This is a genomic window from Pontixanthobacter aestiaquae, assembly GCF_009827455.1.
Taxonomy (GTDB): Bacteria; Pseudomonadota; Alphaproteobacteria; order Sphingomonadales; family Sphingomonadaceae; genus Pontixanthobacter; species Pontixanthobacter aestiaquae.
This window is the reverse complement of record NZ_WTYZ01000001.1, coordinates 1,838,543-1,861,773: the sequence shown is the minus strand read 5'-3', so window position 1 is coordinate 1,861,773 and position 23,231 is coordinate 1,838,543. Positions and strand designations below refer to the sequence as shown.

Annotated in this window: 22 protein-coding genes and 2 tRNA genes; 18 read left to right on the top strand and 6 right to left on the bottom strand. The window is 57.6% G+C overall.

The window, feature by feature from the left end; translation table 11 throughout:
• Positions 1-2: 2 nt before the first annotated feature.
• From GRI35_RS08875 to GRI35_RS08855, 5 genes are all read left to right on the top strand, one after another.
• The gene (locus GRI35_RS08875) at positions 3-404 is read left to right on the top strand and encodes a DUF2177 family protein (RefSeq protein ID WP_160613825.1); all 402 of its coding nucleotides are present in this window, start codon (positions 3-5) and stop codon (positions 402-404) included.
• A gap of 29 nt (positions 405-433) precedes the next feature.
• Positions 434-1,114 carry a hypothetical protein gene (locus GRI35_RS08870; protein ID WP_160613824.1) on the top strand — a complete coding sequence of 227 codons (681 nt, stop codon included), beginning with the start codon at positions 434-436 and terminating at the stop codon, positions 1,112-1,114.
• Between the two features lie 10 nt (positions 1,115-1,124).
• Positions 1,125-3,455 carry a phosphoribosylformylglycinamidine synthase subunit PurL gene (gene purL, locus GRI35_RS08865; RefSeq protein WP_160613823.1) on the top strand — a complete coding sequence of 777 codons (2,331 nt, stop codon included), beginning with the start codon at positions 1,125-1,127 and terminating at the stop codon, positions 3,453-3,455.
• Between the two features lie 19 nt (positions 3,456-3,474).
• On the top strand, positions 3,475-3,801 hold the full coding sequence (locus GRI35_RS08860; protein ID WP_160613822.1) for a DUF6122 family protein: 327 nt from the start codon (positions 3,475-3,477) through the stop codon (positions 3,799-3,801).
• A gap of 163 nt (positions 3,802-3,964) precedes the next feature.
• Positions 3,965-4,498 (top strand): hypothetical protein, encoded by a 534-nt coding sequence (locus GRI35_RS08855; RefSeq protein WP_160613821.1) that lies wholly within the window; start codon positions 3,965-3,967, stop codon positions 4,496-4,498.
• On the opposite strand, the gene GRI35_RS08850 is transcribed toward GRI35_RS08855, so the two are convergent.
• Positions 4,495-5,301 carry a Coq4 family protein gene (locus tag GRI35_RS08850; protein WP_160613820.1) on the bottom strand — a complete coding sequence of 269 codons (807 nt, stop codon included), beginning with the start codon at positions 5,299-5,301 and terminating at the stop codon, positions 4,495-4,497. The two genes, GRI35_RS08855 and GRI35_RS08850, sit on opposite strands and share 4 nt — an antisense overlap.
• Positions 5,302-5,416: 115 nt before the next feature.
• Here GRI35_RS08850 and GRI35_RS08845 point away from each other — a divergent pair, with 115 nt between their 5' ends.
• Positions 5,417-6,103, top strand: coding sequence for a nitroreductase family protein (locus GRI35_RS08845; RefSeq protein ID WP_160613819.1), 687 nt, complete (start codon positions 5,417-5,419; stop codon positions 6,101-6,103).
• On the opposite strand, the gene serB is transcribed toward GRI35_RS08845, so the two are convergent.
• Positions 6,104-6,991, bottom strand: coding sequence for a phosphoserine phosphatase SerB (gene serB / locus GRI35_RS08840; RefSeq protein ID WP_160613818.1), 888 nt, complete (start codon positions 6,989-6,991; stop codon positions 6,104-6,106).
• On the opposite strand from serB, the gene miaA reads away from it, so the two are divergent.
• From miaA to leuA, 6 genes are all read left to right on the top strand, one after another.
• Complete coding sequence (miaA, locus tag GRI35_RS08835) at positions 6,984-7,943, top strand: tRNA (adenosine(37)-N6)-dimethylallyltransferase MiaA (RefSeq protein ID WP_160613817.1); 960 nt, start codon at positions 6,984-6,986, stop codon at positions 7,941-7,943. The two genes, serB and miaA, sit on opposite strands and share 8 nt — an antisense overlap.
• Positions 7,944-8,050: 107 nt before the next feature.
• Complete coding sequence (gene ilvB / locus GRI35_RS08830) at positions 8,051-9,814, top strand: biosynthetic-type acetolactate synthase large subunit (protein ID WP_160613816.1); 1,764 nt, start codon at positions 8,051-8,053, stop codon at positions 9,812-9,814.
• 11 nt (positions 9,815-9,825) lie between these two features.
• Positions 9,826-10,341 (top strand): acetolactate synthase small subunit, encoded by a 516-nt coding sequence (gene ilvN / locus GRI35_RS08825; protein WP_160613815.1) that lies wholly within the window; start codon positions 9,826-9,828, stop codon positions 10,339-10,341.
• Positions 10,342-10,484: 143 nt separating this feature from the next.
• On the top strand, positions 10,485-11,519 hold the full coding sequence (gene ilvC / locus GRI35_RS08820) for a ketol-acid reductoisomerase (RefSeq protein ID WP_160613814.1): 1,035 nt from the start codon (positions 10,485-10,487) through the stop codon (positions 11,517-11,519).
• A 48-nt stretch (positions 11,520-11,567) separates the two neighbouring features.
• On the top strand, positions 11,568-12,137 hold the full coding sequence (locus GRI35_RS08815; RefSeq protein ID WP_160613813.1) for a DUF4329 domain-containing protein: 570 nt from the start codon (positions 11,568-11,570) through the stop codon (positions 12,135-12,137).
• Positions 12,138-12,385: 248 nt separating this feature from the next.
• Positions 12,386-14,056, top strand: coding sequence for a 2-isopropylmalate synthase (leuA, locus tag GRI35_RS08810; protein WP_160613812.1), 1,671 nt, complete (start codon positions 12,386-12,388; stop codon positions 14,054-14,056).
• An 8-nt stretch (positions 14,057-14,064) separates the two neighbouring features.
• On the opposite strand, the gene GRI35_RS08805 is transcribed toward leuA, so the two are convergent.
• Positions 14,065-14,727, bottom strand: a complete 663-nt coding sequence (locus GRI35_RS08805; protein WP_160613811.1) for a potassium channel family protein — start codon at positions 14,725-14,727, stop codon at positions 14,065-14,067.
• A complete protein-coding gene (locus GRI35_RS08800) occupies positions 14,717-16,105 on the bottom strand; it encodes a TrkH family potassium uptake protein (protein ID WP_290258596.1) in 1,389 nt (462 codons plus the stop codon). The genes GRI35_RS08805 and GRI35_RS08800 overlap by 11 nt, the downstream gene beginning before the upstream one ends.
• 171 nt (positions 16,106-16,276) lie before the next feature.
• On the opposite strand from GRI35_RS08800, the gene GRI35_RS08795 reads away from it, so the two are divergent.
• On the top strand, positions 16,277-17,341 hold the full coding sequence (locus GRI35_RS08795; protein ID WP_160613810.1) for an amidohydrolase family protein: 1,065 nt from the start codon (positions 16,277-16,279) through the stop codon (positions 17,339-17,341).
• A 148-nt stretch (positions 17,342-17,489) separates the two neighbouring features.
• Entirely contained in the window at positions 17,490-18,458 is a 969-nt protein-coding gene (locus GRI35_RS08790; protein ID WP_160613809.1) for an NAD(P)H-dependent flavin oxidoreductase, read from the top strand.
• Between the two features lie 6 nt (positions 18,459-18,464).
• Here GRI35_RS08790 and GRI35_RS08785 read toward each other — a convergent pair whose 3' ends face one another.
• A complete protein-coding gene (locus GRI35_RS08785) occupies positions 18,465-19,151 on the bottom strand; it encodes a hypothetical protein (RefSeq protein WP_160613808.1) in 687 nt (228 codons plus the stop codon).
• Positions 19,152-19,299: 148 nt separating this feature from the next.
• A complete protein-coding gene (locus GRI35_RS08780; RefSeq protein WP_235900173.1) occupies positions 19,300-19,791 on the bottom strand; it encodes a flavodoxin family protein in 492 nt (163 codons plus the stop codon).
• Between the two features lie 77 nt (positions 19,792-19,868).
• Here GRI35_RS08780 and recJ point away from each other — a divergent pair, with 77 nt between their 5' ends.
• The 4 genes from recJ to GRI35_RS08760 all read left to right on the top strand — a co-directional run bounded on the left by recJ (position 19,869) and on the right by GRI35_RS08760 (position 23,216).
• Complete coding sequence (recJ, locus tag GRI35_RS08775) at positions 19,869-21,656, top strand: single-stranded-DNA-specific exonuclease RecJ (RefSeq protein WP_160613807.1); 1,788 nt, start codon at positions 19,869-19,871, stop codon at positions 21,654-21,656.
• A gap of 104 nt (positions 21,657-21,760) precedes the next feature.
• Positions 21,761-21,835, top strand: a tRNA-Glu gene (locus GRI35_RS08770).
• Between the two features lie 54 nt (positions 21,836-21,889).
• Positions 21,890-21,964, top strand: a tRNA-Glu gene (locus tag GRI35_RS08765).
• 73 nt (positions 21,965-22,037) lie between these two features.
• Positions 22,038-23,216: an ATP-binding protein gene (locus GRI35_RS08760; RefSeq protein ID WP_160613806.1), complete on the top strand. Its 1,179-nt coding sequence runs from the start codon at positions 22,038-22,040 to the stop codon at positions 23,214-23,216.
• Positions 23,217-23,231: the final 15 nt, after the last annotated feature.

Below are 23,231 nucleotides of genomic sequence, written 5' to 3'. Positions count from 1 at the left end.
AAATGCAGTGGATCATAGCCTTCGTGGCCGCCGGTATCGCCTTTGGCGTGCTTGATTTCTTTTGGCTTCGTTGGGCGGAACCCAATTTGTATCGGCCGGTCATCGGCGAGATAATGGCCGACAATGTACGTCTGGGCGCCGCTGGCGTTTTCTACGTTCTCTATCTTTTCGGGATGCTGTGGTTTGCCATCAAACCCGGCTTGGAAGCAGGCAGCGTGGCGACCGCAATTTTGAACGGCGCATTGCTTGGCGGCCTGTGCTACGCGACATATGATTTGACGAGCCAGGCAGTGATGAAAGTATGGGCGACACACATCTCCATCGCCGACATTCTTTGGGGAGCGTTCGCAACAGCTGTTGCAAGCGGTGTCGCAACGTGGGTATCACTCCGTCTCACGAGTTAGACTAAGACGTTTTGGGGGCATTCGCTTAGATGTTTATCGGACACTGGGCTCCGGCCTTTGCTGCTGCCGCGGTCAGCAAGAACGCGCCCAAGCTGGGAACGCTGTTTATCGCCGCGCAGCTGGTCGATTGGGGATTCTTCCTGTTCGCCATCATCGGCGTCGAGAAAATGCGGATCGAGCCGGGTATCACGGCTATGAACCCGCTCGACCTCTATCATATGCCCTTTACCCACAGCCTTGTCGGGACGCTGGCATGGGCATTTGCGTTTCTGGTGCTGCTGCTTCTGTTGAAGCGGCAATTCGTGACCGCCGGAATAGCGGCGCTCGTCGTGGCATCGCATTGGCTGATCGATCTGCTCGTGCATCGCCCTGATCTGACCATTGCTGGCGGAGAAGCGCGCTACGGGTTTGGGCTGTGGAATTACCCTGCGGCTGCAATCGCGCTGGAGCTGGGTATTACTCTGGCCGCATTCCTTTGGTACGTTGCAAAGACCAAAGGGCCGGTCATGCCGCCATGGATATTGCTTGCCTTCCTGCTGATGATCCAATCGATCAACTGGTTCGGCCCGCAGCCGATCGAGGCGAGCTTCATGCTCTACGCAATGGCGCTGATCAGCTTCGGTTTGGCCGCGTGGATTGCATCTTGGGTGGGGACAACTCGCCGTCATGTGGATGATCGGGGGCTAGCGGGCGGCGGTCCTCGGCGCTAAACGCGCGAGCATGGCTAATCCATCCGATGTGATCACTCCCGAAGTCGTCGACCAGCACGGTTTCTCCCCGGAAGAATATGAGCAAGTGCTCAAGAGCTTGGGCCGCGAGCCCAACATGGTCGAGCTCGGCATATTTTCGGTCATGTGGTCGGAGCATTGTTCCTACAAATCATCGCGCTTTCATCTGAAGAAGCTGCCTACCGAAGCGCCGTGGGTAATCTGCGGCCCGGGCGAGAATGCTGGTGTGATCGGTATTGGTGACGGTCAGGCTGCTATCTTCAAAATGGAGAGCCACAATCACCCGTCATACATCGAGCCATACCAAGGTGCGGCAACCGGTGTTGGCGGGATCCTGCGTGACGTATTCACCATGGGCGCACGGCCAGTCGCCAATATGAATGCGCTGCGGTTCGGTTCGCCCGATCACCCGAAAATGAAGCATCTCGTCAAAGGCGTGGTTGCGGGTATCGGCGGATACGGAAACTGCGTGGGCGTGCCGACCGTGGGCGGAGAGACCAATTTCCATCCGGCCTATGATGGAAACATCCTCGTCAATGCGATGACCGTAGGTGTCGCCGATACGGACAAGATTTTCTACAGCGCCGCGACCGGCGTGGGGAACCCGATTGTGTATGTCGGCTCCAAAACCGGCCGCGACGGTATCCACGGCGCGACCATGGCCAGCGCCGATTTCGGTGACGATATCGAAGAGAAACGCCCGACCGTTCAGGTCGGCGATCCCTTCGTTGAAAAGTTGCTGATCGAAGCCTGCCTTGAACTGATGGCTACAGATGCGATTGTCGCGATCCAGGATATGGGCGCGGCCGGCCTGACATCCTCCAGCGTTGAAATGGCGACCAACGGCAAGACCGGCATTCGCCTCGACATGAACAAGGTCCCGTGCCGCGAAGAGGGTATGACACCATACGAGATGATGCTGAGCGAGAGCCAGGAGCGGATGCTTATGGTGCTGAAGCCTGGCAAGGAAGAGATGGCAGCGGCGATCTTCAAGAAGTGGGAGCTGGACTTCGCAGTGATCGGCGAAGTAACCGACACCCGTCATATGGTTCTCGATTTCGATGGCGAGACTGTGTGCGATATTCCGCTGGGTCCGCTTGCTTCAGATGCACCTGAGTATGAGCGCCCCTACATCTCGCGCGACGAATACAAAGCATGGGCCGGTATTGCGCCGCTCGACAAGGTCGAAGCGAGCGAAGACCATGGCGCGGAACTGCTCTATCTGCTCGGCACACCCGCCCTCGCCTCGCGCCGGTGGATTTGGGAGCAATATGATAGCCAAGTTGGCGCGGACACTCTGCAAAAATCAGGCGGCGACGCGTCGGTTGTGCGTGTGCATGGAACAAACAAGGCGCTGGCGATCAGCACCGATTGCAACCCACGCTATTGTTATGCCGATCCTTTCGAGGGTGGGAAGCACGCGGTCGCAGAATCCTATCGCAACCTCTGCGCAGTTGGCGCAACACCGCTATCGGTCACCAATTGCCTCAATTTCGGCAACCCGCAGCGCCCCGAGATTATGGCCCAATTTGTCGGCTGCGTCGAAGGCATGGGCGAAGCCTGCCGCCAGCTCGATTTCCCGATCGTAAGCGGCAATGTCTCGCTCTACAATGAAAGCAAAGCGACCGGCGGCGGTAGCGCCATCTTGCCAACGCCCGCGATTGGCGGCGTCGGCCTGATGGACGATCACGATGTCATGGCAACCATCGCTTTCAAGGATGAAGGCCAAGCGATCATCGTGCTCGGCGGCTTTACCGACAATGGCGATGTCCTGTGGAACGCGAAAGCGGGCGAGCCCGACCTTGCGTCAATGCGCGCAGAAGGCACTATCGGCAGCATCGGGTCGCGTCTCGGCCAATCGACATGGCTGCGCGAAGTTCGCGGCAAAGAGGACGGCGCACCGCCGCCTGTCGATCTGGAAATGGAACGCCGCGTGGGCGAGTTTGTCCGCGACCTCGTCACATCCTATCGTTGCAATACTGTCCACGATATCTCCGACGGCGGTGCAGCGATTGCGCTCGCGGAGATGGCAATGGCCAGCGGTATCGGTGCCAACGTCCATACGCTGGGCGACAGTCTGCTCGATATGTTCGGCGAAGATCAAAGCCGCTACATCGTCTGCTTGCCGATCACCGAACGCGAGGAATGGGAGACCTTCCAAGAAGAATGCGAAGCCGCGGGCGTCAGCGCCGACTGGATCGGCTTCACCGGTGGAAACCGCTTCCAATGGAAGGATGATGAAGACGCGATCCTGTTCGACATTGCCGTCGAAGATCTGCGCGAGGCCAATGAAAGTTTCTTCAAAAACTGGATGGAAGACTAGCAGTCAGGCGGCCCTTTGAATGGCCGTTCTTCAGTTAATCTCGCACTATGCAGGGCATTTTCTGGTGCCATTCCTGTTGGGGCGGTTGTTCTGGCGAGAACACTGGCTCAAGGCAGGATTGCTGATCTGCGCCACCATAGTGATCGATGTTGATCATGTGCTGGCCGATCCGATCTTTGATCCGAACCGCTGCAGCATTGGCTTCCACCCGCTTCACACTTGGCCCGCCGCACTGGTTTATGGCGCGCTATTATTGGTCCCGCGCTGGTGGGCGCGAGCGATTGGCCTTGGTTGCCTTTTGCATCTCGCTGTAGATGCGGTGGACTGCGTTTTCATCGCTACATGATCTGCGAGGCGATTTGCTCACTCTGTTTCGTGATCCGCACGGAGCTGCGCTAATTCTTCTAACGACTGTCGCACGTTGCATGTCGCATGTTGCATGTCGCGGACATACAATCTTTCGCGCACATCTTCGGGCACCTCCTAAGACCTAAACGCAGGGGGTGAACATGAATTTTGGTCAACCAACGCTTATGTGCGCTGTCCTTCTGGGCGGATGTGCGACGATGGCGGATGAGCCTGTGCCGGTCATGACAAGTGTTAGTGACGAACAGATCATTTCGACCACCTCATCGGTCGCCAATACGCTGGTACTCGATAAGAACACCCGTTTTGTTACCTGCACTGCGCCCGCCCCTGACGCGTCATTCAATCAAGGGTCGCAAGCGTCGATCTCCGGTCTCGTCGCAATCGGAGGAGCAAATGATTCGGGCAGTATCGGCGAAGGCGAGGAAAGCCGGGAAACCGGCCTCGGCGGGCGATCACCGGCCGTGTTGTTCTCGCGCGATATATTCTTTCGGGCGTGCGAGTTCAGCCGCAATTACGAGCTTGAGAAGAATGAAGCTATCGATCTGTACAAGACCACATTGGAAGCTGCTTCCACCGCGTTCCAGAACGAAGCGTCGGCTACTAACGAGGTCATGACCAAAGCGGCGGACGATACTGCAGAGTTGGAAGAGCCCAACCCGCCCTCCGGCAATTAGGCGGCGCAGCACCCGTCTTCGTGCGCTGGCAAATTCCCGGGATCCTGGATCGACAAGCCTTCCGCCTCGAATATCTTCAGACATTCGCGGTATATTTCCGGTTTGCCAATTCCGAGACGCTCGCGAGCAGCCTCCAGCGGCTCGTGCATCAACTTCTCGACATCCTGATGCGCCAGTTTTGCAGCCGCCCGGCCAAGTCTCTGGCCTTCGCGTACCGCAGCAAAGATCGGGGCAGAACTGCCCGAAACTTTTTTCATCTGCCGCGCGCCGGCATAGGCGATGAACAGCACACCAGTATTATGGTTTTGCGCGTAACTGAAGCCAAGCAGGCTCAACTCACCCAACGCGTCACGGCCATAGCCGGTCAGCACGTGAAACAGATCATGCGTGTCGCGCAGGCGGTCATAATACCATTCGTAGAGGTCTTCGGGTCGCTGATCCTTGGGTAACCATCCGTGCGATTCAGCCACCAGGCCTGCAGCAGTCAGCCCTTCCCGCTTCATAAAGCGGATATAGTTCTTCGCGACGCTATCGTCGGCGCATTCCGCCCAGTTCGAATGCTGGTCAAGCATCGCCGCCAACTCACGGTCATCGCGCAACAGCGCCTGACCTTCCTGAGATTGAACGAATTTTGCTGCCTGTTTGGCGGTCTTCCTGCCTTTCAAAGCTTCGATAATGTGGAAGACTTGCTCCGTGTCTTCCTTATCCGCGATAAGCTTGCGAAAATGGCGCATGGCTTTGAGCGGTTGAAAACCGGCATGCTTGCGGTCGGGATGCTGCAAAGGACGTTCGATCGGGGCCATCAGCCTGCCTTTCTGATCAAGTTCAGTTCCGATATGCAACTTACTTACATCGATGTCAATAAAGCGGATATCTCGGGCCTTTCCAAGCGCGCAAAACTGGCCAATATAGTCTCTTATGAAACCACATGATTCCGTTCCGTATTCGCTTCCAGACATCTCCGACGCCGAGAGCATAGAGCGCGCAACCGCGTTCAGGGATCGGATCACGCAGCGCCGGACATGCCGGTACTTCACCGACGAACCGGTCCCCCGCGAAGTGATCGAAGCCGCCATTACTGCGGCCGGTAGCGCGCCAAACGGAGCGAACCATCAGCCATGGCATTTCGCAGTCGTCGCATCGCCTGACAAAAAGAAGGCGATCCGCGAGGCTGCCGAGCAGGAAGAGCGGGAGTTCTATGGTGCCGAGGATGGACAGGCCAAAGCGAGCGACCAGTGGCTCGATGCGCTTTCACCGCTCGGAACGGATCAGGATAAGCCATTCCTGGAAACCGCGCCTTGGCTGATCGTTGTATTTGCCCAGCGTAAAGGCGGCATAGAGGAAGACGGCAAGACGCAAAATTACTACGTTAATGAAAGCGTGGGCATCGCCTGCGGAATGCTGATTGCGACACTGCACGAGGCGGGCTGTGCTACTCTCACCCACACGCCCTCACCCATGGGATTTCTGCGCGATATTTGCGGGCGCCCGCCGGAGGAAAAGCCGCTCATGATCGTCGTGGTCGGCAAGCCGGCCAAGGACGCTACTGTGCCAACCCACGCCTTGCAGAAAAAGCCGCTTGGCCAGATTTCCAGCTGGCTTTGATTATTCGGCCCATTTTTCCAACGGTACATCCAGCATCGTAAGAACAGCAGTCAGATCGCCTTCATCGATCCAGCCTGACGCAGCCTCGCGGGCCTTCGGTTTCGCTTTATAGGCGATGCCGTAATCTGCGGCTTGCAGCATCGGTATATCATTAGCGCCGTCGCCGGTCGCAATACTTTTCGATGACGGCAATTTTGCGCGCTCTTCCTGCAACACGGATAGCTTTGTCCCGCTATCGACGACCGGCCCGTCCAGTTCACCGGTCAGCTTGCCATTCGCTACTGCCAGACGGTTGCCGATCACATGATCGAAGCCAAGCTGTTCAGCGATGGGGTCGGCAAAATGGTGGAAGCCGCCGGTAACAAGCACCGTCCGGCATCCCATCGCTTTCAGCGTTCCGACCAAACTGCGTGCGCCGGGCACCAGCGTAATACGCTTTTCCAGGCATTCGGCAATTTTGCTTTCCGGCATCCCGGCGAGCAACCCAACGCGCTCGCGCAGCGCCGTTTCAAAATCGAGTTCGCCCTGCATTGCGCGCTCGGTGATGGCCGATACTTTGTCCTTCAGCCCGGCAAAGTCCGCCAGTTCGTCGATACATTCCTGTTCGATCATGGTTGAGTCCATGTCCGATACAAGAAGCCTGACCGGTTCGAAACTGGCCGAAGCGAGCAACGCTGCATCAGGCGCGAAATGCTCTTCAACAATTGTCCGAAGGTCCGCCATATCGCCTTTCGGCACCCGGATCTGCATCACGCTCTTGCTACCATTCACCGGGCGAGAGCCCGCTTGCGTCCCCTCGCTCATCCCCGCAGATGCCAGCGCAAGGCCAGCCTGTTTAAGACGTGTTTCAAGTTTGTCCGTGTCTGCTATCAGCCGGGCAATGAGCACGAATTCTTCTCCTAATTCCGGGGCCAAACGGCCACCGCTGGCGCTCATTGCAGGGCCGACCGCCAGCGGCAAGAGCGATTTGGCGGTCAAGCTGGCATTGGCGCTGAAAGCTCGTGGAAAAGAAGCTGCGGTCATTAATGCCGACAGCGCGCAGGTCTATTGCGATCTGAAAGTCCTCAGTGCACGGCCTGACGAGGATGAGATGCAGGGTGTACCGCATCATTTGTTCGGCGATTGGGACGGCGCGACAGCCTGCTCCACAGCCGATTGGGCCGCTGCGGCCAAGCGAGTCATCGCAGAACTGCATGCCGAGGGTGCGGTGCCGATCTTGGTCGGCGGCACCGGGCTCTATATGCGCACGTTACTCGACGGCATTTCCCCCATCCCGCCAATCGATCCCGATATTCGCGCAGAAATCAGGGCGATGGATCACGTGGATGCGCGCGCTGCGCTGGAGATCGAGGATCCGGAAGCGGCAGCGCGACTAGCCCCTGCAGATACCACCAGAACTGCGCGCGCACTCGAAGTTGTCCGCTCCACCGGAAAACCCATGACCCACTGGCACGGCAATCCTGTGGGCGGCATCGGCGACGAAGTTGATTTGCATCCGCTGATCCTCGTGCCGGACCGGGCAAAGCTTTATGCACGCTGCGATATACGCTTTGAATGGATGCTGGACCAAGGCGCGGTGGCCGAGGTCGAAGCACTTATGGCGCGCGCTCTCAGCGCTGAACTGCCCGTTATGCGCGCTATCGGCGTGCGCGAGATCGCAGCATGGCTAGAAGGCAGAGTTTCGCGCGATGAAATGATTCAATCTGGACAGATGTCCACCAGGCAATATGCCAAGCGGCAATTCACATGGTTCCGCAACCAGCCACCCGATTGGTGGACACGAGCAGAGCCTGAAAATACCAATACCGAAACGATATTTGAACGATTATTACGTAGATAGCGATTGACGGAACATTTTAGTGCGTTATGAAGCCTTCATTGGCTCGGTGTGCACCCTCGCACCGGGCCATATATTTTGATCGTAATGGGTGAAAGGCGGATAAAACAGTGTCTCAGCAGGAGCGCAGCGGCGCATCCATCTTGGTTCAGGGCTTGATCGATCAGGGAGTCGAGTTCATTTTCGGCTATCCCGGCGGCGCAGTGCTGCCCATTTATGACGAACTGTTCGGCGACCAACGCATTCGCCACATTCTGGTGCGGCACGAAGCCGGCGCAGCCCATGCGGCCGAAGGCTATGCCCGCTCTACAGGCAAGCCCGGCGTTGTTCTCGTTACATCCGGCCCCGGTGCCACCAACGCGGTTACCGGGATCGCCGATGCTTATCTGGACTCGATTCCGCTGGTGGTCATAACCGGACAGGTTCCAACGGCTCTGATCGGTACAGACGCGTTTCAGGAGGCCGACACAATCGGCATCACCCGCCACTGCACGAAGCACAATTACCTCGTCAAAGACCCGAGCGAGTTGAAGGCGACCATCGAGGAAGCGTTCCGGATTGCGACAACCGGTCGCCCCGGCCCCGTGGTCGTCGATATTCCGAAAGATGTGCAGATCGCGCTGTCCAACGGCGAGGCGGACTCGGGCAGCTTTGTCGCTTCGGAGCGCTACCAGCCACGCACCAAAGGCAAGGCAGACAAAATTGCGCAGGCCGTCGCAATGATGTCAGAAGCCGAATCGCCGGTCCTTTATACCGGCGGGGGTGTCATCAATTCCGGACCGGAAGCGAGCGCCCTGCTCCGCCAGTTACAAGACCTGACCGGCGCTCCTGTCACCTCGACGCTGATGGGCCTCGGTGCATTTCCTGCCGATCATCCGGACTGGCTCGGCATGCTGGGTATGCACGGCACATACGAAGCCAATATGGCGATGAACAAATGCGACCTGATGATCTGCGTAGGCGCGCGGTTCGATGACCGCGTAACGGGCCGGCTTGATGCGTTTTCACCTGGTTCCAAGAAGATACACATCGATATTGATCGCGCGTCGATCAACAAAACCGTTCCGGTTGACCTTGGCATTGTCGGCGATTGCGCAACCGTTTTACAACAGCTGATCGATGCCTGGGCCAACGACAAGAACGGCCGCAAAGCCAAAGACCTCGGTGAATGGAAAGCACGCATCACCGGCTGGCGCGCGCGCGAAAGCCTCGCTTATCCGCCAAGCAAAGACACGATCATGCCGCAACTGGCAATCGAACGGCTCTTTGCGCTGACCAAGCACCGCAACCCGATCATCACGACCGAGGTTGGCCAGCACCAGATGTGGGCGGCGCAATATTTCCATTTCTTCGATCCGAACAAATGGCTGACCAGTGGCGGTCTTGGAACAATGGGTTACGGGATGCCGGCCGCGATTGGTGCCCAACTCGGCAATCCAAATGATCTGGTAATCGACATTGCCGGTGAAGCCTCGATCCAGATGAACATTCAGGAACTTGGCACCGCGAGCCAATACCGCCTTCCGATCAAGATCTTCATTCTCAACAATGAATATATGGGTATGGTCCGCCAGTGGCAGGAGCTGACCTATGAAAGCCGCTATTCCAACTCCTATTCGGATAGCCTGCCCGACTTTGTTGCGCTTGCCGACGCCTATGGCTGGAAAGGCATCCGCATCGAAAGCGAAGCGGGCCTCGATGCTGGCATCGAAGCGATGATGGCGCATGACGGCCCTGTAATCGTCGATTGTCAGGTTTCCAAAGACGCGAACTGCTATCCGATGATCCCCAGCGGCGCGGCGCATACCGACATGCTGATGTATGGCGATCAGGTCGAGGGTACGATGGACGACGAAGCGAAGGCTTTGGTGTAGGGGCAACCGTGATGCATATCAAAGAAGCACAATCCGAACGCCACGTCCTCGCGATAACGGTCGACAATGAGGCCGGTATTCTCGCCAAGATTGCGGGCCTGTTTACCGCGCGCGGTTACAATATCGACAGCCTGACTGTGGCCGATATCGCAGAGGACCACGCGACAAGCCGGATTACCATCGTGACCAACGGCCCGCCTGCGGTGATCGATCAAATTCAGGCACAACTGGAGCGGCTTGTTCCGGTCCACAAAGTGATCGACTTGACCGAGGAAGGCCCACATGTCGAACGCGAACTGGCGCTGATCAAAGTCAAAGGCACCGGCGATAATCGCATCGAGGCTTTGCGCCTTGCAGAAATATTCCGCGCGCAGGTAGTCGATGTGACCACATCCAGCTTCATTTTCGAGCTGACGGGCGCGCCGGACAAGATTGATAATTTCATCGCCCTTATGCGCGAGCTTGGCTTGGTCGAAGTCGGCCGGACCGGGGTCGCAGGCATGATGCGCGGGGCTGAGGGGGCATGAACATTCCACCCAATTTTTCTGTCGTCAGTCCCGCGAAAGCGGGAACCCAGTGTGGAGAAGCTGTACTCTGAGACTCTGGGTCCCCGCTTTCGCGGGGATGACGTATCGTTATAACAATTTCACTTTGAATTCAGGGATATCCAATGAAAGTCTATTACGATTCAGACGCCGATCTTGATCTGATCCAAAACAAGAAAGTCGCGATCCTTGGCTATGGCAGCCAGGGTCATGCCCACGCACAGAATCTGCGCGATAGCGGCGTGAAAGAAGTTGCGGTTGCACTGCGCGAAGGCTCCGCCACACGCAAGAAGGCCGAGGCTGCTGGCTTCAAAGTCATGACCAACACAGAGGCGGCTGAGTGGGCTGACCTTGTGATGGTTCTTGCACCTGACGAGCATCAGGCCGCGATCTGGGCGGACGACATGGCCGGTCATATGAAACCGGGCAGCGCCCTCGCCTTTGCCCACGGCCTCAACATCCATTTCGGCCTGATCGAACCGCCTGCCGATATCGACGTCATCATGATCGCACCCAAGGGCCCCGGCCATACTGTCCGCAGCGAATATCAGCGCGGCGGCGGTGTTCCCTGCCTGATCGCAGTGCATCAGGAAGGGAGTGAAAGCGGCGGCAATGGCTATGCCAAATCGCTCGCGCTATCCTATGCCAGCGCAATGGGCGGCGGCCGTTCGGGCGTCATCGAGACCAATTTCAAAGAAGAATGCGAAACCGATCTGTTCGGTGAACAAGCCGTCCTGTGCGGCGGTATCACTCATCTGATCCAAGCCGGTTTCGAGACCTTGGTCGAAGCGGGTTACGCGCCGGAAATGGCCTATTTCGAGTGTCTCCACGAGACCAAGCTAATCGTCGATCTGCTCTATGAAGGCGGCATCGCCAATATGCGCTATTCGATCAGCAACACCGCTGAATATGGCGATATCAAAACCGGCCCGCGGATTATCACTGCCGAAACCAAGGCCGAAATGAAGCGCGTGCTGGAAGATATCCAAGCCGGCCGTTTCGTGAAGGACTTTGTTCTCGACAACCGCGCCGGTCAGCCGGAACTGAAAGCCTCTCGCAAAGCCGCCGAAGCGCATCCTATCGAACAGGTCGGCGCAAAGCTGCGCGGTATGATGCCGTGGATTTCGGCCAATCAACTGGTGGACAAAGAGAAGAACTAGGCGCGATAAAACGGGCCTATGCCCGACATCCGTTCTTCCAAACTTATCATGGCAATCCTCTTTGCCCTTTGGCTGGTCATCGTGCTGCGCGCGGCGATGAACACCAAAGGGCCGGAGGCATTTGTCACGACCGTGCCGCAAAGTCAGGTCGAGGACTTTGCGCGCGAGCAGTTGGCGTCGCTCCAACGGCGCTCGTTTTCAGACGATCAGGAACTCTGCGCGGTTATCTTCGAAGACAGCGACGGCAAGCTCGGCACGACCCGGCTGGTGGCCGGAGAACAGGCCAGCTGCGACATCGCCTATTTCGACGAACCCGGCATGGCACCGGTCGCAAGCTTCCACACGCACGGCGCGTTCAGCCGCGAATATGACAGCGAAGTTCCATCGCTGCTCGATATGCGCAGCGACATTGCAGCGCGGATGGATGGCTATGTCTCGACACCCGGCGGGCGGTTCTGGCGGATTGATGCACAAGCGGGAATGGCCAAGCTGGTGTGCGGCGAAGGATGCCTGCCGCAGGACCCGTCTTACGTGCCGTGCAAAGCCGATGTGATTGCAAGCAGTTACTCGATAGAGCAATTGGCCAACCGCGAACAAGAAGGCTCCGCCTTTTGCTAGACGAGCAATTGCCCGGATCGATCGAGAAAAGCTTCCTCACATGCGAATTATTTCACAAACCCGGTGGACATGTGCGCGATCCTTTCGCATACCACCCGTCATGACACAGCGTCTCGACATTCTACTACGACTTACGCGCCCTTGGGCGTGACACTCGGCGTGGCCTGAACCGGCGCGCCGCAGCGCCCAAGGGATCAGAGCCAGCACCTTCCCAAGAATCTCGAGACCGCAATTCCATGCCAAAAAACATGCTTTCGCAACCGTCAAACAAGTACCAAGCGTTCCCACAGATCAATCTGCCCGACCGCCAATGGCCGAGCCGCACCATTACTGCCCCGCCGCGCTGGCTCTCCACCGATCTGCGCGACGGCAACCAGTCGATTATCGATCCGATGGATGCGGTAAAGAAGAACCGCTTCTTCGATCTGCTGATCGAGATCGGCGTGAAGGAAATCGAAGTCGGCTTCCCCAGCGCGGGCGCGACGGAATTCGACTTTATCCAGGGCCTGGTTCGCTCGGGCAAAGTACCGCTGGATGTGAAGCTGCAAGTCCTCACCCAGTCACGCGAAGACCTGATCCGCACCAGTTTCGAAAGCGTGGAAGGCGCGCATTCGGCGATCGTCCACCTGTACAATGCCGTCAGCCCGGCATGGCGCAATATCGTGTTCCGGATGAGCAAAGACGAGGTGCGCAACATCGCCAAGACCGGCGCGCAGATTATGCGCGATGAAGCGGCGAAGCGCCCCGACACAGACTGGCATTTCCAATATTCGCCGGAGACCTTCTCGACCGCAGAACTCGATTTCAGCATTGCGGTCTGCGAGGAAGTTATGGGCGTGTTGCAGCCTACACCTGAAAAACCGATCATCCTCAATCTGCCCGCGACGGTGGAAGCGGCAACACCCAATATCTATGCAGACCAGATCGAATATTTCTGCCGCAACCTGCCGAACCGCGAAAGCGCGGTCATCAGTCTGCACACACACAATGATCGCGGCACCGGTGTCGCGGCGGCCGAGCTCGGCATTATGGCAGGCGCCGACCGCGTCGAGGGGTGTCTGTTCGGCAATGGCGAGCGGACCGGTAATTGCTGCCTCGTCACCGTCGCGCTCAACATGTACACGCAGGGCATCGATCCGGGCCTCGATTTCTCCGACATCGACCGCGTGATCGAGACCGTGGAATATTGCAACGACATTCCCGTCCACCAACGCCACCCCTATGGCGGCGAGCTGGTCTTCACCGCATTTTCGGGCAGTCACCAGGACGCGATCAAGAAAGGCTTTGCCGCCAGCGAAACGCAAAATGACGCGCTGTGGCGCGTGCCCTATTTGCCCATCGATCCCGCCGATCTGGGCCGCGATTATGAAGCGGTCATCCGCGTCAATTCACAAAGCGGCAAAGGCGGCTTTGCGTGGGTTCTGGAACAGGACCAGGGCCTCAAACTCCCCAAGAAAATGCAGGCGGACTTCTCGCGGCACGTCCAGCATCTCGCCGACGATTTGGGCCGCGAATTGGACGCGCATGATATCTGGGGCGCGTTCCAAAATGCTTACCACGTGCAAACCGAGAACAAGCATTTCCAGCTGGTCGATTACGAGGAAAGCCGCGCAAGCGACGGCACCCGCATCTTCGCTGGCACTATAGCCGTCAAAGGTGAGGAACAGCGCGTCAGCGGCCGCGGCAACGGGCTGATCTCAAGCGTGCTGAGCACCATCGAGGAAAGTTTCGGATTGGACCTGCAAATCCGTGACTATACCGAACACGCGCTAGGCTCAGGCCGCGATGCGCGCGCCGCTGCCTATCTCGAATGCGAGGGCGCAGACGGCGCAACGATCTGGGGCGTCGGTATCGATGAGGACGTCGCAACGGCGAGTGTCAGAGCGGTGCTGAGTGCGGCGAATTCGGCGGTGCGTTGACCCGCGCGCTATTGCAGCGCAGCGAACTTTTCGATCTGCTCGATCAATCCGGAAACGACCAACTCGTCTTCGGGCATGATCAACGTGTCGGGAACGGCATGGATGAAATCCTCCCCGTCGCGTTTGACCCCTACTACCGTGATGCCGTGTTTCTTGCGGCATTCGCTGCTAATGAGTGGCAAGCCTATAATAGGCTCTGGCGCTTTCAGTCGTGCGATCGCAAACTCATCCCCAAATGAGATAAAATCGAGCAAGCGCTCGTTGAGCAAACGCGCGACGCGTTCACCCATTCGCTGTTCGGGGAAAACGACATGCGTCGCCCCGACCCGCTCAAGAATACGCGCATGATTATCATTCGTCGCTTTCGCCCAGATATTGGTCACGCCCAGATCGCATAGCGCAAGCACCGCGAGCACACTGGCTTCAATGTCTCCGCCGATGGCAACCACCGCCGCTTCAAACTCGGCAATTCCGAGATGCTGTAAGCAGGCCAAATCGGTACAATCCGCTTCGACGACCTTCGTGAGGTCGCCCGCGAAATCCTGAACCAGTCGGGAATCGAGATCCGCCCCCAAAACTTCGTGGCCCATTCGCTCAAGCGTACGCGCAGTGGCACCACCGAAACGGCCTAGACCGATAACGAGTACGGGTTTTCTGACTTCAGCCGACAATCGGATTCTCCTCTGGATAACGATAGGGGCGATCGCGGCCGCCCAAAGCCAGCGCTGTGGCGACGGTAATGGTTCCCACCCGCCCGATAAACATTAGCGCGATGATCATTAATTGGCCCGTTGGTGGCAGTTCGGCAGTGATTCCGGTGGACAGCCCCACCGTGGAAAAGGCGCTGATTGCTTCGAACAAGATGTCACCAAAAGCCAGCGGTGTGATGGCCGCGATATAGGTGGTTGCAGCGAATATCATTGTCGCAGCAAGCACCGTCACTGTTAGCGCCTGCCGCTCGATCCCCGGCGAAAACCGTCGCTGGAACAAGCCGGCATCTTTGCGCCCGGCGACTTCCGACGCCACGATTGCAAACAGCACGAAAAAGGTCGTGATTTTAATCCCGCCCGCGGTACCTGCGCTGCCTCCGCCTATGAACATCAGAAAGTAATTGACCATCAGTGTCTCATCGCGAAATGCGCCGACATCCAGACTGTTGAAGCCTGCCGTGCGCGGCATAACCGAGTGGAAGGCCGCATTCAGCAGCTTTGTCCCGACACCCATCGGTCCGAGCGTTTCAGGGTTGTTCCACTCCATCGCCAGAACCGCGACGAATCCGAACAGCAGAAGCACAACCGTACCCGCGACTGTCACTTTGGTATGGAGCGACCATTTCTTCCATTGCAGACGGTTGGCGCGAATATCCTGCATCACCGGAAAGCCCAGTGCTGTAAGGATCACGGCCAGCATGATCGGGCCGAGGATTACGGCGTCATGCTGATAGCCCATCACACTGTCGGAATGGGTCGAAAACCCAGCATTGTTAAAGGCACTGATCGCATGGAAAACGCCGTGCCATAGCGCGTCTCCCCACGACGCATCATAGAAGAGGCGCATGCGCGTGGTCAGGATCAAGGCTACGATTGTCTCAACCACGAGAGTAATTACGAAAACAAGTTTCAGGACCGAAACGGCATCGCCCGTATCGAGACGGCTGCGCTCGACTTGGGTCGCCATGCGGTCTCGTAAAGTAAAACCACGCCCTGCCATCAATCCGAACAGGGTTGCGGCGGTCATGATGCCAAACCCCCCGATTTGGAACAGAATCAAGATCGTCAGTTGGCCGAATGCCGACCAGTGGGTCGCAGTATCCACAACGATAAGGCCCGTCACCGCCACCGCCGATGTCGAGGTAAACAAAGCCGTCATCAAGGAAGGCGACGTGCCATCGAGCGTGGCGAACGGCATCGATAGAGCCAACGTTCCCGCTGCGATGGCACCAAGGAACAGCAGCGGGATGAAACGGATCGGATTGCGCAATGCGTTCACACCGCCTGCATTGCTACGCTCTCGCTCATTTTGCAAACAGATTTCGAAGCTAAATCCCACGCTCTTTCCTACACTTAAGACAGCTACTACCGCTGGTAAATGACTTTACCTCCAGCCTATCGTGGTAACTTCGCCCGAATTTCCCGTTATCCCCGCAATGAGGACTTTCCTTTCTCAAGACCGTGTTCCATGTGTTCCATCCTGTAGGACTTACCGAGGAGAAAGCCGCCCATGATCGAGACAATCCTCGAACCCGACTTGCCGATCATCGATCCGCATCATCATTTGTGGGACCTCAGGCCGTTACTGCCGATGTTCCCGCCGCCGCGGCATCCGTTTCTGGAAACGATTGCGGGGGCACCATATTACACGTTCGACGAACTGCTCGCCGATACGCGCGGAGGGTCTGCGGGCAGCCATAATGTCGTCGGCACAGTGTTTATGGAGTGCGGTGCGTTCTACGATGCGGCGCGCTCCGAGGCGATGAAGCCGGTGGGCGAGGTCGAATATGTCAACGGCGTCGCGGCGCAGGGCGCGAGCGGGTTGTATGGCGACTACCGCCCCTGTGCGGGAATTGTTGGCCATGCCGATATGACGCTCGGCGATGGCGCACGTGAAGTGCTGGAGGCGCTGGTTGCTGCGGGAAATACCCGGTTCAAAGGCATACGGCATCAAGGCGCTTGGGATGCCGATCCAGACGTTCTCGGCCCTCCCTTCCATGCGCCCGAGGGTCTCTATCGAAGCGATACATTCCGGATGGGTTTCGTCAACTTACGCGAAATGCAGCTCAGCTTTGATGCCTGGGTTCTGGAACCGCAAATCGGCGATGTGATTGATCTCGCCAAAGCATTTCCCGATATTCCGATCTGCCTCGACCATTGCGGTACGCCGCTGAATATTGCTTCCTATGCCGGCAAACTGGAAGAGAATTTCGACCGTTGGGCGGGCTTGATCCGGACGCTCGCCGAGTGTGAAAATGTTTCGGTCAAGCTGGGCGGTTTGGCGATGGTCAATTGCATGATGCCTGACGAAGGGCCGGCCAAAGGCTATGGCTCGGAAGAACTCGCCGCGATGTGGACACCATATATCGAGACGTGCATCGAAGCCTTTGGGACAGATCGCGCAATGTTCGAAAGCAATTATCCGGTCGACCGCTGGGGCGCGACATATCCGGTGCTGTGGAATGCCTTCAAGCGGATCACGGCAGACTATTCGGTGGATGAAAAGGCCGCGCTTTACGCAGGGAATGCTGCGCGCTTCTACCGGATCGGGCATCTGCTTGATGCCGGAAAATAATCACAGCGCAGGAGTGTGTCACATGTGTCAACACCCCGCCTCAAAACCGCATGGTGCGGGATGCGGAGTAGTTTCCGTAACGGCAATCTCGACATAGAGTTCTGCGTCCCATAAGCCCCTTTCAATTTTCAGCAGCAACGGAATTATAATGGCCCTTCCCGCACCTTTCGATCGCTTACGCTTGCCGGTAATCGGTTCACCGCTGTTTATCGTTTCGGGACCCGAATTGGTGATCGCGCAGTGCAAGGCGGGTATCATCGGTTCGTTCCCGGCGCTCAATGCGCGGCCTTCCGGCGTGCTGGACGAGTGGCTCCACCGGATCACCGAAGAGCTGGCGCAGCATAATCGCGACAATCCGGACCATCCGGCAGCGCCCTATGCGGTCAACCAAATCGTCCACCGCAGCAATGACCGGCTGGAAGAAGACATGGAGGTATGCGCCAAATGGCAGGTGCCGATGGTTATCACCTCGCTGGGCGCGCGTGAGGATATCTTTGCAGCGGTGAAAGGATGGGGCGGCATCACGCTGCACGATGTGATCAATGACCGCTTCGCGCGCAAGGCTATCGAGAAAGGCGCGACCGGCCTGATCCCGGTTGCTGCCGGTGCTGGCGGCCATGCCGGTACGCAATCACCCTTTGCGCTGATGCAGGAAATCCGCAGCTGGTTTGATGGATTGGTCGCATTGTCAGGATCGATTGCGCATGGACGCTCAGTGCTTGCCGCGCAGGCCATGGGCGCGGATTTCGGCTATATAGGCTCCGCGTGGATTGCGACCGAAGAAGCCAATGCGGATGCGGCGTACAAGCAGGAAATCGTCGACAGCAAGGCCGGCGATATCGTCTACACGAACCTGTTCACCGGCGTACATGGCAACTATCTGCGCGGCTCGATCGAGAAAGCTGGCCTCGATCCGGACAACCTCCCCCAAAGCGATCCGAGCAAGATGAATTTTGGTTCGGGCGGCAATAGCAAGGCCAAGGCTTGGAAAGACATCTGGGGCTCAGGCCAGGGCGTTGGCACGATTGATAAGGTCGGCACGGTGGCTGATCTGGTCGACAAGATCGAGGCAGAATACAATGCTGCGAAGGACGACCTGGCGGCCAAGCTGGGCTGAGCGCAGTTAGCGACGCGTGACGGTGACGATATTGCCATCACCTGACGGGGCCAACCTCAACACGCCTCCATCCGGACTGGTGACGTCTTCCGTGGAGTCGATGCGGCCAGTCAAAACCAACTGATTGGCAAGCCGCCAGCCAAGGCGCGTTGTCATATCGGTGCTGTCCGCAATATCGGACGCGAGGCGCAATTCCTGGCCGGTGAATACCGACAGGCCTTGGCTTAAGAATGCACCTCCTGATGACTCGTTAAAACGTATGAGAAACTCGCTCGGAAACGCCCCGCCACCATTCCAATCGTCCGCAACTTTTAACAATTGCAATGCGGGGATGGAGTTCGATGATGGAGGCCAATAGACAGCCAGCGTATCAGACATTTGGCATCCCAGCTTTGCCCCCAGAGTCAGCAAACCGCGCAGTACCGGGAGGATATAGGTGCCGCCCGAAAGATGCGGCCCAGGTGCTATTGCAAGTGTCTCTGCCCCTCTAACTGAAGCGCCGTCAGCAATACCACAGTCGAAACCCGTGATATCGAAAGTTAGACCATCGATGACAAGCTCCAACCAGTCAGCACCGCTGAGGTGCCCCGTCGACACTGCTGCGGGATCGTGGCTGATCGTGACACCATCGATTGCCGACACGGCTTGCCGCACCAAGCCGCCGCCCGGAACTTTGCCCGCCGGAAACAACAAATGTAGTCCTGATTGCTCCAAAGCCGATGCTTCAGCCGAATGTCGCGAAATGACCCGGTGCTCCCCTTAATTATGTGGACAGCTTGCCTAGTATTAGTGCCGCCGTCGAGTCTCAGATCGGGGATAGCTCCAAAACCGACGCAGTTGTTTAGAACACTCCAAGCGCCAAGCCTTCACTTATAGCCGCGCCAAGCTCCCGGCATTGATCCAGCGTGTGCTCTGGAACAGCCTTGGGAGCCAGAATCGTGCGGGGCGTTTGTGCATCGAAATTGACGATTATGGGTTCCGCGACACGCCGCAATCGCCATCCTTTTGCGATGCGGTCGATTTGGCGCTGCGCGCCCGCACCATCAGATCCCGCAGCGATGATTGTCGCAAAACCGCGGCCTTCGATTCTCCCGAGAACCGGGTAGTATGTCCGATCGAACATCTCCTTCATCATACCGCTCATCGTCGCGAGATTTTCCGGACAAACGAATAAATAGGCATCCGCTTCCAGCAGATCCTCCGACGTCACATCAGCCGCCGGAAGAAGCACCGCGCGGTCCTCCGCGCCCTCATAAGCCGCTTGCGCCATGGCTTCGCTAGCGCCCGTACGGCTGTGCCAAATTACCAGCAGGGTCTTGTCGGGTTGAGCCATACCGCGACCATCGCGGATAGCTGTCGATTGTCAATCACGCGCCTTTGCTGCACGCCACCGATGCGGTAAGCGGGCGTATGGCTTCCCGCACACTCTCCCCCGTTTTTGGCGTAACGCAGTCACTCTCGGGCAAAGCGTGGTATTGGCGCGGCGGGAATATGGATATTGGCGGATCGGGCGACGGGTTGGAGAACGACATCGTCACCCAGTTGCTGCTCTCTCGCGGGGTCGCTCCGGATGATATCGAGAGACATAAGGCACCGACATTGCGCGGGTTTCTGCCCGACCCATCGCTGTTCCAGGACATGGAAAACGCTTCTGAGCGGATCGTTCAGGCAATTCTCGGCAAAGAAAGGATCACCATTTACGGCGATTATGATGTCGATGGTGCCACTAGCTCGGCTTTGATGATAAGATTGCTGCGTATGCTTGGCTGCGAAGCGGGTTATTACATCCCTGACCGCTTGCTGGAAGGGTACGGCCCTAGCGGATCGGCTCTGGTCAAATTGGCCGAACAAGGCTCCAGCCTGATTGTTACGGTCGATTGCGGCGCGATGGCATTCGAAGCGCTGGAAATGGCGCGGGATGCAGGCGTGGATGTGATTGTGGTTGACCATCACAAATGCTCGCATGAGCTTCCCAAAGCCGCAGCTTTGGTAAACCCGAACCGATTGGATGAGAATGATCAAGCCGCCTCCCACGGGCATCTTGCCGCAGTAGGTGTCGCATTCTTGCTTGCGATCGCAGTGGTCCGAACATTGCGAACGCAGGGCTATTTTGCAAACCGGGCCGAGCCGGATTTGTTTTCACTGCTCGATCTGGTCGCTCTGGGCACGGTCGCCGACGTGGCTGCGCTGCACGGATTGAACCGCGCATTTGTCGCACAGGGCCTCAAAGTCATGGCGAAGCGTGAGAATATCGGCATGTCAGCGCTGATCGATGCTAGCAGGCTAAAGCGGGCACCCGTTTGCAGCGACCTCGGTTTTGCGCTGGGCCCGCGTATCAATGCGGGTGGCCGTGTTGGCGAATCCACACTTGGTGTGCGGCTACTCACCACCGAAGACCCTGAAGAGGCTCGGGAGATTTCGGCGCAATTGTCGTCTCTCAACGAAGATCGGCGTGCTATCGAGGCCGCAGTGCAAGAGGCCGCCGAAGCACAGATTGCAGCGCAGCATAATCGCTCTGTTGTCGTGCTCTCGGGCAAAGGTTGGCACCCTGGTGTGATCGGCATTGTTGCCGGGCGGGTAAAGGAGAAAACCGGCAAGCCTTCCATCGTCATCGCCGTTGATGAGGAGAGCGGAGAAGGCAAAGGGTCCGGGCGCTCAATATCCGGTGTGGATCTGGGTGCCGCGATCATTGCGGCGCGTGAAGCAGGCCTGCTTGTTGCGGGCGGCGGACATGCGATGGCGGCAGGCCTTACAATCAAAGCCGACAATCTGGATAAGTTTGCCGACTGGTTGGATGATCGTCTTGGCACTGCAGTGTCCAACGCCCAAGCATCGCAGGAACTGAAGCTCGATCTGGCCGTAACGCCTAGGGGTCTCGCGCCGTCACTCGTCGAACGTCTCGACGAAGCCGGACCATATGGAGTCGGCTGGCCCGGGCCGAAAATTGCGGTTGGGCCGGTGCATTTAATCAAAGCAGATGTCGTTGGCACCGATCATCTTCGTCTCATCGTTGGCGGCGAAGACGGCGGTTCGCTCAAGGCCATCGCATTTCGCGCAGCCGAAACCGAGATGGGCCAGGCCATCCTGCACGGCGCAAAGGGCCGGAAGATGTGGCTCGCAGGTCGTGCAAAAATTGACGATTGGGGAAGCCGACCTGCTGCCGAACTGCACCTTGAAGACGCCGCTTGGGCAGATTGACGCCAAAAATTACGCTGTGCCACCGATAAAGCGGCTTCAAAACTGCGCGCTAGGCTTGACGCAGAACATTCTCGCCCCTAATTGCGCCGCCACGCCATCACTATGGCCCCTTCGTCTAGCGGTTAGGACGCGGCCCTTTCACGGCTGAAACACGGGTTCGATTCCCGTAGGGGTCACCAGTGATGGCGATTTTGTTTCAGGCGCGAGTCTATCACGACACGCCTGACCAGAATGGCCCCTTCGTCTAGCGGTTAGGACGCGGCCCTTTCACGGCTGAAACACGGGTTCGATTCCCGTAGGGGTCACCATTCCAGTTACAAATATGACAAGCCAGCATATTGTGTAGCGCAGGCCACGCTGCCCCGCTAAGGCGCTTGGAATATGAACCGTAACGGCTCTCTCCTTTGGCCCGGACTGGCTCTGGCTGTTGTCACTTCCCTTATCCTTGTCGCCTATGGCGTGAACCTGTGGCTTACACTCGCCGTCGCGCTGGTGTGGTCGGGGTCACTCTTCTTAATTGCAATCACGCCGCCACCAGACGAAATCGTCAAAGTCGACGACCCGTTCAGCAGCGACAATATGGCCAAGCTGGTCGAATATTCGGGCACGCCAATCCTGGTCATGGAGGACACCCGTGTCACGGTTGCCAACCGCGCAGCCCGAAAGCTTCTGGGTAAACACATCGTAGGGCAGGATATGCGCGTAGCGATGCGCCACCCCAAAGCGATCAAGCTCCTCGAATCGAAGAAGAACGGAGCAGCAAAGATACAAGGACTTGTGCGCCGCAAAGACGTGTGGCGTATCAACCGCCAGACGCTGGGAAAAAACGTTTCGGTGGTGGAGTTGCTTAACCAGACCGCAGAGACCGATGTCGCACGGTCCCACACTGACTTTGTCGCGAATGCCAGCCACGAGCTTCGGACGCCGCTCGCGTCCATCCTTGGATATGTCGAAACCATTAAAGACAGTGACGGTTCGCTTCCACCAGAGAAGACAGAAAAGTTCCTGAATGTCATTCTGGGTGAAGGCCGACGCCTGCAAAGTCTGGTCAGCGACCTCATGTCCCTCTCACGGATTGAGGCAGAAAAACACGATAAACCGCGTGAGAACTTGCAATTGGCAAAGCTCATCGAACGGGCATCGAAAGACGCCGCCGGTTTGGAAAGAGCAGACAGGCTCGAATTTGATATCGAGAAAGACATGTCAGTGCTGGGCGATGCGCGCCAGCTGGAGCAACTTGTCCGGAACCTTGTCGATAACGCCCTGAAATATGGCGATGCCGACGGCAAAGTTACCATATCCCTGTCAGAGACGGATCGCGCCGAGGCCAAGATATCGGTTAGCGATACAGGGGCGGGCATCGATCCGGAGCACATCCCTTATCTCACAAAACGTTTTTACCGGACCGATCCCGGGCGCAGCCGCGCTGCTGGCGGCACCGGACTGGGCCTGGCAATCGTGAAACACATTGTGGAGCGTCATCTGGGGCGTCTCGACATTGTTAGCGAGCTTGGCCAAGGGACAACAATCAGCGCACGGATTCCCGCGCAAAACACTTAGGCGGACTTATTGTCA

What these genes read in the sequence shown, in the direction of transcription:
- recJ (WP_160613807.1), top strand. Translation starts at nt 19,869, where the DNA reads ATGGCTTCCCGCACACTCTCCCCCGTTTTTGGCGTAACGCAGTCACTC.
- miaA (WP_160613817.1), top strand. Translation starts at nt 6,984, where the DNA reads ATGAGCACGAATTCTTCTCCTAATTCCGGGGCCAAACGGCCACCGCTG.
- GRI35_RS08760 (WP_160613806.1), top strand. Translation starts at nt 22,038, where the DNA reads ATGAACCGTAACGGCTCTCTCCTTTGGCCCGGACTGGCTCTGGCTGTT.
- purL (WP_160613823.1), top strand. Translation starts at nt 1,125, where the DNA reads ATGGCTAATCCATCCGATGTGATCACTCCCGAAGTCGTCGACCAGCAC.
- GRI35_RS08790 (WP_160613809.1), top strand. Translation starts at nt 17,490, where the DNA reads ATGGCCCTTCCCGCACCTTTCGATCGCTTACGCTTGCCGGTAATCGGT.
- leuA (WP_160613812.1), top strand. Translation starts at nt 12,386, where the DNA reads ATGCTTTCGCAACCGTCAAACAAGTACCAAGCGTTCCCACAGATCAAT.
- GRI35_RS08850 (WP_160613820.1), bottom strand. Translation starts at nt 5,301, where the DNA reads ATGGCCCCGATCGAACGTCCTTTGCAGCATCCCGACCGCAAGCATGCC.
- GRI35_RS08780 (WP_235900173.1), bottom strand. Translation starts at nt 19,791, where the DNA reads ATGGCTCAACCCGACAAGACCCTGCTGGTAATTTGGCACAGCCGTACG.
- GRI35_RS08870 (WP_160613824.1), top strand. Translation starts at nt 434, where the DNA reads ATGTTTATCGGACACTGGGCTCCGGCCTTTGCTGCTGCCGCGGTCAGC.
- GRI35_RS08795 (WP_160613810.1), top strand. Translation starts at nt 16,277, where the DNA reads ATGATCGAGACAATCCTCGAACCCGACTTGCCGATCATCGATCCGCAT.
- GRI35_RS08855 (WP_160613821.1), top strand. Translation starts at nt 3,965, where the DNA reads ATGAATTTTGGTCAACCAACGCTTATGTGCGCTGTCCTTCTGGGCGGA.
- ilvC (WP_160613814.1), top strand. Translation starts at nt 10,485, where the DNA reads ATGAAAGTCTATTACGATTCAGACGCCGATCTTGATCTGATCCAAAAC.
- GRI35_RS08875 (WP_160613825.1), top strand. Translation starts at nt 3, where the DNA reads ATGCAGTGGATCATAGCCTTCGTGGCCGCCGGTATCGCCTTTGGCGTG.
- GRI35_RS08860 (WP_160613822.1), top strand. Translation starts at nt 3,475, where the DNA reads ATGGCCGTTCTTCAGTTAATCTCGCACTATGCAGGGCATTTTCTGGTG.
- GRI35_RS08845 (WP_160613819.1), top strand. Translation starts at nt 5,417, where the DNA reads ATGAAACCACATGATTCCGTTCCGTATTCGCTTCCAGACATCTCCGAC.
- GRI35_RS08815 (WP_160613813.1), top strand. Translation starts at nt 11,568, where the DNA reads ATGGCAATCCTCTTTGCCCTTTGGCTGGTCATCGTGCTGCGCGCGGCG.
- ilvN (WP_160613815.1), top strand. Translation starts at nt 9,826, where the DNA reads ATGCATATCAAAGAAGCACAATCCGAACGCCACGTCCTCGCGATAACG.